Source organism: Variovorax sp. PBL-E5, assembly GCF_901827185.1.
GTDB lineage: Bacteria > Pseudomonadota > Gammaproteobacteria > Burkholderiales > Burkholderiaceae_C > Variovorax.
In genome coordinates this window covers 3508124-3518820 of sequence record NZ_LR594671.1, presented here as the reverse complement: position 1 = coordinate 3518820, position 10697 = coordinate 3508124, and the positions used below count along the sequence as shown (strand labels likewise).

The 10697-nt window shown below is 69.0% G+C and carries 11 protein-coding genes; 4 read left to right on the top strand and 7 right to left on the bottom strand.

The window, feature by feature from the left end:
• Positions 1 to 118: 118 nt before the first annotated feature.
• Both WDLP6_RS17105 and WDLP6_RS17100 read right to left on the bottom strand, forming a co-directional pair.
• Complete coding sequence (locus tag WDLP6_RS17105) at positions 119 to 1168, bottom strand: P1 family peptidase (RefSeq protein WP_162593310.1); 1050 nt, start codon at positions 1166 to 1168, stop codon at positions 119 to 121.
• Positions 1169 to 1204: 36 nt separating this feature from the next.
• The gene (locus WDLP6_RS17100; protein ID WP_162593309.1) at positions 1205 to 1861 is read right to left on the bottom strand and encodes a cation transporter; all 657 of its coding nucleotides are present in this window, start codon (positions 1859 to 1861) and stop codon (positions 1205 to 1207) included.
• 55 nt (positions 1862 to 1916) lie between these two features.
• Between WDLP6_RS17100 and WDLP6_RS17095 the strand changes: the two genes are divergently transcribed.
• Positions 1917 to 2390 carry a Cd(II)/Pb(II)-responsive transcriptional regulator gene (locus WDLP6_RS17095; RefSeq protein ID WP_162593308.1) on the top strand — a complete coding sequence of 158 codons (474 nt, stop codon included), beginning with the start codon at positions 1917 to 1919 and terminating at the stop codon, positions 2388 to 2390.
• A 16-nt stretch (positions 2391 to 2406) separates the two neighbouring features.
• Here the strand turns inward: WDLP6_RS17095 and WDLP6_RS17090 are convergent, their stop codons facing one another.
• The 3 genes from WDLP6_RS17090 to WDLP6_RS17080 all read right to left on the bottom strand — a co-directional run bounded on the left by WDLP6_RS17090 (position 2407) and on the right by WDLP6_RS17080 (position 4522).
• Positions 2407 to 3429 (bottom strand): glycerophosphodiester phosphodiesterase, encoded by a 1023-nt coding sequence (locus WDLP6_RS17090; protein WP_162593307.1) that lies wholly within the window; start codon positions 3427 to 3429, stop codon positions 2407 to 2409.
• A 13-nt stretch (positions 3430 to 3442) separates the two neighbouring features.
• Positions 3443 to 3985, bottom strand: a complete 543-nt coding sequence (locus tag WDLP6_RS17085; protein WP_232077097.1) for a DUF1439 domain-containing protein — start codon at positions 3983 to 3985, stop codon at positions 3443 to 3445.
• Positions 3986 to 4081: 96 nt separating this feature from the next.
• Positions 4082 to 4522: an OsmC family protein gene (locus WDLP6_RS17080; RefSeq protein ID WP_162568299.1), complete on the bottom strand. Its 441-nt coding sequence runs from the start codon at positions 4520 to 4522 to the stop codon at positions 4082 to 4084.
• 179 nt (positions 4523 to 4701) lie between these two features.
• Here WDLP6_RS17080 and WDLP6_RS17075 point away from each other — a divergent pair, with 179 nt between their 5' ends.
• Complete coding sequence (locus tag WDLP6_RS17075; RefSeq protein WP_162593305.1) at positions 4702 to 6396, top strand: long-chain fatty acid--CoA ligase; 1695 nt, start codon at positions 4702 to 4704, stop codon at positions 6394 to 6396.
• A 91-nt stretch (positions 6397 to 6487) separates the two neighbouring features.
• On the opposite strand, the gene WDLP6_RS17070 is transcribed toward WDLP6_RS17075, so the two are convergent.
• Both WDLP6_RS17070 and WDLP6_RS17065 read right to left on the bottom strand, forming a co-directional pair.
• Complete coding sequence (locus WDLP6_RS17070) at positions 6488 to 6859, bottom strand: nuclear transport factor 2 family protein (RefSeq protein ID WP_162593304.1); 372 nt, start codon at positions 6857 to 6859, stop codon at positions 6488 to 6490.
• A 48-nt stretch (positions 6860 to 6907) separates the two neighbouring features.
• A complete protein-coding gene (locus WDLP6_RS17065) occupies positions 6908 to 8254 on the bottom strand; it encodes an NAD(P)/FAD-dependent oxidoreductase (protein WP_232077096.1) in 1347 nt (448 codons plus the stop codon).
• Positions 8255 to 8430: 176 nt separating this feature from the next.
• Between WDLP6_RS17065 and egtB the strand changes: the two genes are divergently transcribed.
• Both egtB and egtD read left to right on the top strand, forming a co-directional pair.
• Positions 8431 to 9678, top strand: coding sequence for an ergothioneine biosynthesis protein EgtB (gene egtB, locus WDLP6_RS17060; RefSeq protein WP_162593302.1), 1248 nt, complete (start codon positions 8431 to 8433; stop codon positions 9676 to 9678).
• Positions 9678 to 10664 (top strand): L-histidine N(alpha)-methyltransferase, encoded by a 987-nt coding sequence (gene egtD / locus WDLP6_RS17055; RefSeq protein ID WP_162568294.1) that lies wholly within the window; start codon positions 9678 to 9680, stop codon positions 10662 to 10664. The genes egtB and egtD overlap by 1 nt, the downstream gene beginning before the upstream one ends.
• Positions 10665 to 10697: the final 33 nt, after the last annotated feature.

The window sequence follows — 10697 nt, the reverse complement described above, 5'->3', positions numbered from 1 at the left end:
TCCACGTTATCGTCTCCGCATATGTGGGACCTGCGGTTTGACATCGTGGTTTGTGGTTCAGGAGTTCTTGAGCGCTGTGCGCGAGAAGTTTGACAAAGAAGAGCCTTGAAAGCGGCTTCTATGGCGGGCAATCGGATGCGCAGGGAAAGTAGCTCTCCCCAATCCGCACCGATCGCGCCGCCCGCACCGCGCGCACTGTCGCGATCGCCACCACCTCGGCCGCCATCGTGCTCAGCACCGTCATGCCCGGCGCATCGCCTTCGAGCCGCACTCGGCCGGTGGCGAGCGCGAACAGCGTGTCGCCGTCGCTCATGGTGTGGACCGGGTTGATGGCCCGTGCCAGCCCGTCGTGCGCGACGGTCGCGAGGCGATTGGCCTGCACCTTGGTGAGCGCCGCATCGGTCGCGATCACGCCGATCGTGGTGTTGGTGCCGGCCAGGAGAGGCTTGGGCAGGTCGCCGCGCAAGAGAGCACGGCGCGTGTCGAGCAGGGCATGGCCATCCTCGGTGCGCGCGCCGGCCACGACCTGGGCCGTGTCCGGATCGATGACGTCGCCGAGCGCATTGCAAGCGATCAGCGCCCCGACCGTGACACCGTTCACCGTGACCGATGCACTGCCGATGCCGCCCTTCATCGCGCGATGCAGGCCGAAGAGCTTGCCCACCAGCGCGCCGCTGCCGGCACCGACATTGCCCTCGGCCGGCGCCGTGCGGGATGCCGCCTTGCAGGCCGCGTAGCCGGCCGCCGCATCGGGCCGGATGCGCGCATCGCCGACCGGCAGATCGAAGAGCACGGCCGCAGGAACGATCGGCAGCGTGCCGAAGCGCACGTCGAGGCCGACGCCGCGCTCTTCCAGCCAGCGCATCGCGCCGTCGGCCGCGGCCAGTCCCCAGGCGCTGCCGCCGGACAGCATCACGGCATGCACCTGCTGCACGAGGTTGCCCGGTGCGAGCAGGTCGGTCTCACGCGTGCCGGGCGCCGCGCCGCGCACGTCGACGCCGCCCACGGCGCCGTCGCGCGCGATGATCACGGTGCAACCGGTCGGCCGGCGCGTGTCGCTGAAATGGCCGACCTCGATGCCGGCGACATCGGTGATAGCGCCGGCATCGCGGCGTGCGTCGTTGCCGGCGCTCGCGCGCGAGGTCGGGGAGCTGGATTGTTCGGACATCGCCGGCGATTATCGGACGCCGCGCGAAGGTCGGCGTTACACGCGGCTTCGGCTGTCGCCGCCCTGCGCAAGGCCGAGCTCGCCGCGCGCCTGCCGCAGCACCGACGCGCCGCCGCTGACCGCCAGCGCGCCCATCACCGCGGCCACCGCGAGATCGGGCCATGCGGTGCCGGTGCCGAAGACGCCCAGCGCGGCGATCATCACCGCGACATTGCCGATCGCGTCGTTGCGCGAGCACAGCCAGACGCTGCGCATGTTGGCGTCGCCTTCGCGAAAGGCGTAGAGCAGCACGGCGACGCCCAGATTCACCGCCAGCGCCACGGTGCCGATCACGCCCATGGTCAGCGGTTCGGGCGACACGCCATGCATCACCGACCAGATCGTCCGACCCGCCACGAAGAGGCCGAAGAGCAGCATGGTGCCGCCCTTGAGCACGGCCGCGCGGGCGCGCCACGCGAGGCCGGCCGATAACACCGCGAGCGTCACGCCGTAGTTCGCGGCATCGCCGAAGAAGTCGATCGCGTCGGCCAGCAGCGAGACCGAGCCGGAGCGGAAACCGCCGCCGATCTCGATCGCGAACATGGCGGCGTTGAGCGCCAGCGCGATCCACAGCACGCGGCGGTAGCGTGGCGTGTCGGCGGCCGACAGGTGTTCGTGGTCATGACAACCGTCGTGATGGCAGTTTGCAGACATGGTTTCTCCGGAGCTGCCACCATTGGAAACGTTGAAGCCACTCGAAGGTCAAGCCATGCCAGTCGCAAAGCCGCCCGGCGCGCAGGGTTACCGCATCGGCGAGGCCGCCGCCCGCAGCGGCGTGACCGCGGCCAACATCCGCTATTACGAGAGGGAAGCGCTGATCGCGCCGCAGGCCCGCGGCGACAACAGCTACCGGCTCTACACCGATGCCGACGTGCACCGGCTGCGCTTCATTCGCCTCTGCCGCGCGATGGACATGTCGCTCGACGAAGTGCGCACGCTGCTCGGGCTCGATCTGCGCCGCAAGGCCGACTGCGATACGGCCTGCGTGGCGCTCGACGCCCATCTGGGCCATGTGCGCGAGCGGCTGCGCGAGCTGCGCTCGCTCGAGAAGGACCTCATCGCGCTGCGCGACTGCTGCGACGGCACCGACGCGCATTGCCACATCATCGAGACGCTGCACGCGCGCGCCGACCGGCAGCCGCTCGCAGGCGCGCCGCGCACGCGAGCCGCGCGCCACGTGTGAGCCCGGCCCGCGTCGCTCAGCGGCCGAGTGCGGCCGGCAGCGCGATGCGGCGATCGTTCATCACCTCGCGCAGCAGCACGGGATCGTCGGTGATGATGCCGTCCACGTCCCAGTCCATCAGCCGTTCCATGTCGGCGCGGCGGTCGACCGTCCAGGGCAGCACCTGCAAGCCGAGCACATGGGCTTCCTGCACGAGCGGTGCGCTGAGGTCGTTGAACGACGGCGACCAGACCACCATGCCCTTGCCGTCGCCGGCGGCCTTTCGGACCAGCTTCGGCGTCGAGCCCGCGTCCTCGAGCCGCAGGCCCGCGGTCCAGCGGCTGTCCTGCACGGTTCGCGCGCTCGTGAGGTAGGCGCGCGGCAATTGCGGCGCCCATTGGCCGACGAGATCGAGTGTGCGCCAGTCGAAGCTCTGGATCGTCACACGCGATGCCACGCCCGCCTTGTCGATCTCGGCCAGCAGGGCGCGCACCATCGGCTCCGGCGCTGCGGTCAAATCGGGCTGTGTGGGATCGACCTTGGTCTCGATATTGAAGCGGACCTGGTTCGCGCCGAGTGCGCGCATGCGCTCGAACAGCGACGCCAGCGTCGGGATGCGTTCGCCATCGTGCGGCACCTGATTGGGGAAGGGCTTGCCGTAGCTGCTCGCGGGATCGATGCGGCCGACGTCGTAGGTCTGCAGCTGTGCCAGCGTGAGCGCATGGATCGGCGGCCCTTTGCCCTTGAGGAAGGCGCCGGTCGCATCGCGCGTGTGGTCGGGGTTGAGCGCCATGTCGTGCGAGATCACGACCACGCCGTCGGCCGTGAGGCCGATGTCGAGTTCGAGCGTGGTGACGCCGATGCCGACCGCGTTGGAGAACGCGGTCAGCGTGTTCTCGGGTGCGAGCGCGCGGCCGCCGCGGTGCGCTTCCAGGTCGAGCCGATAGGGCGCGTCGCGCCCCGAGGCCGCACAGCCTGCGAGCAGCGATGCAGCCATCAGCCAGGGCGCGCAGCATGCCGCGCTGCGGCGCAGTGCTGCGCGGGAAAGAAAATCCTTCATCGGGTCTCCGGGGTCATTTGAGCTGGACCGTGATGCCGTCGTCCTGCACCGTGATGTCGCCGATCTCGTAGGTCTTGCGGCCCACGGTGAGTTCCTGCGCGGTGAAGGTGCGCAGGGGCTGGTCGCGCAACAGCTCCTGGGCGACGACCGTGCCGATCTGCTGCAGCCGCTCGGCGTCGCGCCCTGTCACGCCCTGCAGTTCGAAGCGCTCGGCCTCCGGATGGTCGAGTCGCAGCGCGCGGGTGGCCGGGTCGTAGCGCAGTGCGCTGCTGACCGTGACGATGCCTTCCACCGGCGACGGCCGCAGCAAGGGGCTCTCGATGGACAGCGCCGCGGTGATCGCCGCGCGATTGCTGCGCGCGTCGAGCCCGAGTTGCGGATCGCGCAGGCCGACGGTGAAGATCTCGGCATAGCGCCGCTGCACCGGAAAGTGCCTGGCGATCTGGGCTTGCAGCTCCTGCCGGGTGGCGGTGTACTCGCTGGTGAAGAAATTGAAGCCGGCCAGCGCCGCGAACGGCGCCGGCAGCGCGGCAGCGCCCAGCAGCGCGCGCAGCACAAGGCGCCGGGACGGAAGGGGAAGGGGAGAGCGGTTGCGCATACCGGTCGGAGCTTGCCATGGCCAGCGGGTTCCCCTTGCCTGCCGATCCACGCGTCAGCTTTTCAGCGTGGCCTTCAGGGTGATCTCCGGCACGCTCGCGAGCGCCTTCGACAGCGGACATCCGGCCTTGGCGCCGGCCGCGAGCTGCTGGAATTTCGCCTCGTCGAGCCCCGGCACCGCGGCCTCGAGTTCGAGCTGGATGCGATCGATCTTGAAGCCCGCGCCGTCCTTGGCCAGGCGCACCGCGGCCTTGGTGTCGATCGACGTCGCCGTGAGCCCGGCGCCTTCGAGCGCGAAGGCAAAGGCCATGGTCAGGCATCCGGCATGGGCCGCGCCGAGGATTTCCTCGGGGTTGGTGCCGCGCTGGTCGTCCTCGAAACGGCTGGCGAAGCCATAGGGCGCGTCTTTCAATGCGCCGGTCTCGGTGCTGATGCGGCCCTTGCCGGTCTTGCCGGCGCCTTCCCAGTGAACGCTTGCGTGCTTGTCTGCTGCCATGGGATCTCCTTGGGGGTGGGTGAAGAATCTGCTCTTGTACGGCAGATCGGCCGCGGCGTCTGTCGGCCGGCGGCGCGAGCTCGACCGTGCGGCGGAGTCGCCGACGCGACGCGCTTGGGGCTTCCCCGATGCGAAGCCGCAGCGCGCCGTCGTAGGCTCCCACACCGTTTGGAGATTCCATGGACCGCCCGCATTACAAGTTCTGGCCCCAGCGCCTTCCGCGCTCGATCACCGTGCCCGCGACCTCGCTGTGGCACAACCTGGCCACTGCGGCCGCGCGCTATCCGGACAAGGCGGCGCTGGTCTTCTTCGGCCGCGAGATCAGCTACCGCGAGTTCGCAGCGCAGGCCGAGCGCCTGGCCGGCACGCTGCATGCGCTCGGCGTGAAGCGCGGCGACCGCGTGCTGCTCGACATGCAGAACTGCCCGCAGCTGGTGATCGCGCATTTCGCGATCCTGCGCGCCAATGCGGTGGTGGTGCCGGTCAATCCGATGAACCGGGCCGAAGAGCTCAAGCATTACATCACCGACCCGGACGCGAAGGTGGCCATCACCACCGGCGACCTCGCGCCGGAGCTGGCCCGGGCCAGCAACGCGCTGGCGCCGAAGGATCGGCTCGCGCACCTGATCGTGACGCAGTTCACCGACGCCTTCAATCCCGAAGTCACCGGTGACGAGGCGCCTGCGCCAGCCTGGCGCGACTGGTTGCTGACGCGCCATCCGCTGCCCGCGCTGGACGGCGGCGAGGCGATGGCATGGACCGACGCGCTCGATGCCGGGCATGCGCCGCCCGAGCATGTCGTCGGCGCCGACGACATGGCGCTCCTGCCCTACACCAGCGGCACCACCGGCCTGCCCAAGGGATGCGTCCACAACCATTCGAGCCTGATGCACAACGCCTGCGCCGGCCAGCTCTGGGGCCTGGGTTCGTCCGAAGCGGTGGTGCTGGCCGTGGTGCCGATGTTCCACATCACGGGCGTGGTGAGCATGATGCACACCGCGATCCTGGTCGCCGGCACGCTGATCATCATGCCGCGCTGGGACCGCGAGGTGGCGGGGCGCCTGATCTCGCGCCGCAAGGTCACGAGCTGGACCAACATCCCGACCATGGTCATCGACCTCATGGGCAGCCCCAACTTCGCCAGCTTCGACCTGAGCAGCCTGAGCTACATCGGCGGCGGCGGCGCCGCGATGCCGCAGGCCGTGGCGCAGCGCCTGCTGGAGCAGTACGGCCTGAAGTACCAGGAGGGCTACGGCCTCACCGAGACCGCGGCGCCCTCGCATTCCAATCCGTTCGAGCATCCCAAGCAGCAATGCCTGGGCATTCCCTACATGAGCACCGATGCGCGCGTGGTCGACCCCGAGACGCTCGCCGAGATGCCGATCGGCGAATCGGGCGAGATCATCATCCACGGGCCCGAGGTGTTCCAGGGTTACTGGAAGCGGCCCGATGCGACGGCCGCAGCTTTCATCGAGTTCGAGGGCAAGCGCTTCTTCCGATCCGGCGACATGGGCCGCATGGACGAGGACGGTTACTTCTTCATGACCGATCGCCTCAAACGCATGATCAACGCGAGCGGCTTCAAGGTCTGGCCGGCCGAGGTCGAACTGCTGATGTTCCGCCATCCGGCCATCCAGGAAGCCTGCGTGATCTCGATGAAGGACGCGTACCGCGGCGAATCGGTCAAGGCCGTGGTGGTGCTGCGCGCGACGCACAAGGACACCACCGCGCAAGAGATCATCGACTGGTGCCGCGAGAACATGGCGGTCTACAAGATCCCGCGTGTGGTGCAGTTCGTCGATGCGCTGCCAAAGAGCGGCAGCGGCAAGGTGATGTGGCGCTTGTTGCAGGAGGCGGAGAACGCGGCCGGCTGAGCTTGCCGTGCTCATCGAGCGTGAGCGTCCTCCGACAATGCGGTGCGACGGCGTGGCGCAGCATGATGCGGTCTGGTGCGATCGCGGCCTGCTACATCCCCATGTCGTAGAAGAATTCCTCGCGCACGATCTTTCCGTTGCTGACCGTATAGAGCGCGACCTCGTCCATCTTCATCCGCTGCCCCGACGGCTTGTTCGTGACATCGAACTGGAAGCCGACCACGAAGCGGTCGTCGTGCGGCCATGGTCCCGTGACAGAGGCGGAATGCACCTCGTGATTGGCAAACCACCAGTCGCCCTTGGCCTTCACGGCCGCGATGCCCTTTGCCTCGCGTTGCTGCCCCGGCGGGGCGCCGGCCTCGACGCTGACCACGTCGGGCGAGAACAGCGTGTCGCGCGCTTCGGCGTTCTTTCCCTGCCTGCACAACTCGACCAGTTTCCGTGCAATCTCCATCGTTGTCATCGGGTCCCCTTTCGGTTTGAAAAGCGGCGTGGCGCCGCGGGTCGAAGTCTATGCCTCGGGACCCGCCTTCGCACGCACGTCCGCCACGACCCGCGCGTAGCGCTGAAAGCTCCAGTAGGCGCTGGCCCAGTCCATCAGCACGACGATGCGATTGCGGAATCCGATCAGGAAATAGGCGTGCGCGAACAGCCAGAACAACCACGCGATCCGTCCTGAAAAACGCAGCGGCCCGAGCGGCGTGCCGAGGTCCACCACGGCCGAGTTGCGGCCGATGGTCGCGAGATTGCCGTAGTCGCGGTAGCGAAAAGGCTCGGTCGCCTTTCCCGCAAGCCGGCGCAGGATGTTGGCCGCCGCGGCACGGCCCATCTGCTTGGCGCCGGGCGACACGCCCGGCACGGGCGTCGGTTCCTTGCCGCGGCGGTGGCTGAATGCCGCCGCCAGATCGCCGACCACGCTGATGTCGGGATGGCCGGGCAGGCTCAGATCGGGCAGCACCTTGACGCGCCCGGCCCGGTCGACCTCGGCGCCCGTCGCCTCGCCCAGCAGGCGGCCGAGCGGCGAGGCGGCGACGCCGGCCGCCCAGATCACGCAGTGGCAATCGATCCGGTGGCTGCCCTTGCCGGCGCCGCCATCGCTGAAGGGCGATTCGACCTGCAGGCCCGTGGCATCGATGTCCGTCACCTTCGCATTGAGGCGCACCTGCACGCCGAGACGCTGCAGCTGTTCCATCGCGCGCTGGCTCAACGATGGCGGCATGGCCTGCAGCACGCGCGGACCGCCTTCGATCAACAGCACTTCGGCGCTGCCCGGATCGATGCGGCGGAATTCGCCCTTCAGTGTGTGGCGCGCGATCTCGGCCAAGGTGCCGGCCATCTCGACGCCGGTGGGGCCGGCGCCGATCACGGCGAAGGTCAGCAGCGCGCGCTGGCGCGCCGGGTCGGTCTCGATCTCGGCCGCCTCGAAGCTCATCAGCACGCGGCGGCGGATCTCGAAGGCGTCGGCCAGCGTCTTGAGCCCCGGTGCCAGGCGGGCCCAGCCATCGTTGCCGAAGTAACTGTGTGTGGCGCCCGCGGCCACGATCAGGTGGTCCCAGCCCAGCCGCGTGCCGTCGGCCAGATGCACCTCGTGCGCGAGCGGATCGATGCGCGTCACCTCGCCGAGCAGCGTGGTGACGTTGGGCTGGCGGCGGAACAGCAGGCGCACCGGCGCGGCGATCGACGGCGCGGCCAGGCCGGCGGTCGCCACCTGGTAGAGCAGGGGCTGGAACAGGTGGTGGTTGGTCTTGTCGACGATGGTGATGTCGACGGCCGCGCCCTGCAGCTTGCGCGCCGCTTCCAGCCCGCCGAAGCCGCAGCCGACGATGACGACGCGGGGGCGGCCGGAGGTGGTGGTCATGCTCATGCGCGGGATGATACGCAGGCCTCTGGCAGGCGGCGAAAGCTTGTGTCACAGTGGTCGGTTTCGGCTGCCCGGCTGCTTCGAATCCAGGTTTGCGGCGCGCGTTTGTCCTACGGCGTTCGCCGGTGTGAATCGGCTAAAAAACCATCCAACACAAGAAAAGCGGGAATCCCATGAATATCACCCGGCCGGCTTCGTCCGCCGCGGACGACCTGCGCGAGCGATTTCGCGCGGTGCGCGCCGAAAGCCTGGCGCTGACCGCGTCACTGTCGGCGGAGGACCAGTGCATCCAGTCCATGCCGGACGCCAGTCCGAGCAAGTGGCATCTGGCGCACACGACCTGGTTTTTCGAGACGGTGCTGCTGCAGCCGCATGCGGCGGGCTATCGCGTGTTCGATCCGCGTTTTCACTTTCTCTTCAACTCCTACTACGAGGCGCTGGGCCCGCGCCATCCGCGGCCACAGCGGGGCCTGCTGACGCGCCCCTCGCTGGACGAGGTGCATGCCTATCGCCACCATGTCGATGAAGCCGTGCTGGCGCTGCTCGAGACGGATGCCGAATGCGATCGGCCGGCGATCGAGGCGATCGTCACGCTCGGGCTGCATCACGAGCAGCAGCACCAGGAACTGATCGTCACCGACATCCTGCATGCGCTGTCGTGCAATCCCTTGCTGCCTGCGTACCGTGCCGCGCCTGGCCCGGCGCTGCGGCTGGCGACGGCACCGGCCGCGATGCAGTGGCTGGCGCGGCCCGGCGGCATGGTCGAGATCGGCCATCGGGGTCCGGGCTTCGCGTTCGACAACGAGACGCCGCGCCATGCGGCGCTGGTGCAGCCGCATGCGATCGCCGACCGGCTCGTCAATGGCGGCGAGTTCGCGCAGTTCATCGCCGATGGCGGCTACCAGCGGCCCGAGCTCTGGCTCTCCGACGGCTGGGCGGCCGTGCAGGCACAGGGCTGGCGCTCGCCGGCCTACTGGCTGGCGCCGGACGACCCCCGTCTCTCGCACCAGGGCCCGGGGGCGGGCTGGCAGGTCTTCGGCCTGCACGGCGTGCGGCCGATGGCGCCCGAGGCGCCGGTGGCGCAGCTGAGCTTCTACGAGGCCGCAGCCTTTGCCGAGTGGGCCGGTGCGCGGCTGCCGACCGAATTCGAATGGGAGGCCGCGCACGATGCACCCGGCATCACGCAGATGAGCGGCCATGTGTGGCAATGGACGCGTTCGTCGTACGACCCTTACCCGGGCTTTCGTCCGCTCGCCGGCGTCGCGGCGGAATACAACGGCAAGTTCATGGTCGGCCAGCTCGTGCTGCGCGGCGGCAGCGTTGCCACGCCCGCGGGCCACACGCGGCCGAGCTATCGCAATTTCTTCCCGCCGGCAGCGCGCTGGCAGTTCTCGGGGCTGCGGCTCGCCAAGGATCTCTGATGGGCAACACTGCATTCAACCTCCATGCCTTTCGCACCGCGCAGCGCGCCGCACCGCTGTCGGACTTCGGCCGCGAGCTGTACGCGGGCCTGAGCCTCGGCGCACGCAGCATCTCGCCCAAGTTCTTCTACGATGTCGCGGGCTCGGCGCTGTTCGATCGCATCTGCGACCTGCCCGAGTACTACCCGACGCGCACCGAGCTGCGCATCCTCACCGAGTGCGCGCCCGAGATCGCGGCGCAGATCGGGCCCGATGCCGAGATCATCGAATTCGGCGCCGGCTCGCTCACCAAGGTCCGGTTGCTGCTCGACGCGCTCGAAACGCCGAGGCGCTACGTGCCGATCGACATCTCCGGCGAACATCTCGAAGCGGCCGCCGAGCGCCTGCGCGCCGACTACCCGCGGCTCGCGGTGCAGCCCGTGGTGGCCGACTACACGATGCCGCTGGTGCTGCCGGCGCGCGGCGAGGTCCTGGGGCAGCGGGTCGGCTTCTTTCCAGGCTCGACGCTCGGCAATTTCAGCCCCGACGAAGCGCTGGCCTTCCTGCAACTCGCGCACCGCCTGTTGCGCGGCGGCGGGCTGCTGCTGGGCGTCGATCTGGTCAAGGACCCGGCGCTGCTGCATGCCGCCTACAACGATGCAGAAGGCGTGACGGCGGCCTTCAATCTCAACCTGCTGCGCCGTGCCAATGCCGAGCTCGACACCGACTTCGATCTGGCCGGCTTCACGCATGCGGCGTTCTACAACTCGCCGCTGCGGCGCGTCGAGATGCACCTCGTGAGCCGCCGCGCGCAGACCGTCACGCTCGACGGCCAGCGCTTCGCCTTCGACGAGGGCGAGACGATCCACACCGAGAACTCGCACAAGTTCACCGTCGAAGGCCTGCGCGCGCTCGCCGTCAGGGCGGGCTTTCGGCCGGCCGCGGTGTGGACCGATCCCGAGCGCTTGTTCAGCGTGCACTGGCTGCAGGCGCCCGCGGCACAATGAGGGGACTGCCCGCGATCGGCGGGCATGGAGAAA

Coding starts and splice junctions, on each gene's coding strand:
- WDLP6_RS17080 (WP_162568299.1), bottom strand. CDS start 4,522: ATGGCAGCAGACAAGCACGCAAGCGTTCACTGGGAAGGCGCCGGCAAG.
- egtD (WP_162568294.1), top strand. CDS start 9,678: ATGGGCAACACTGCATTCAACCTCCATGCCTTTCGCACCGCGCAGCGC.
- WDLP6_RS17070 (WP_162593304.1), bottom strand. CDS start 6,859: ATGACAACGATGGAGATTGCACGGAAACTGGTCGAGTTGTGCAGGCAG.
- WDLP6_RS17100 (WP_162593309.1), bottom strand. CDS start 1,861: ATGTCTGCAAACTGCCATCACGACGGTTGTCATGACCACGAACACCTG.
- egtB (WP_162593302.1), top strand. CDS start 8,431: ATGAATATCACCCGGCCGGCTTCGTCCGCCGCGGACGACCTGCGCGAG.
- WDLP6_RS17075 (WP_162593305.1), top strand. CDS start 4,702: ATGGACCGCCCGCATTACAAGTTCTGGCCCCAGCGCCTTCCGCGCTCG.
- WDLP6_RS17095 (WP_162593308.1), top strand. CDS start 1,917: ATGCCAGTCGCAAAGCCGCCCGGCGCGCAGGGTTACCGCATCGGCGAG.
- WDLP6_RS17090 (WP_162593307.1), bottom strand. CDS start 3,429: ATGAAGGATTTTCTTTCCCGCGCAGCACTGCGCCGCAGCGCGGCATGC.
- WDLP6_RS17105 (WP_162593310.1), bottom strand. CDS start 1,168: ATGTCCGAACAATCCAGCTCCCCGACCTCGCGCGCGAGCGCCGGCAAC.
- WDLP6_RS17065 (WP_232077096.1), bottom strand. CDS start 8,254: ATGACCACCACCTCCGGCCGCCCCCGCGTCGTCATCGTCGGCTGCGGC.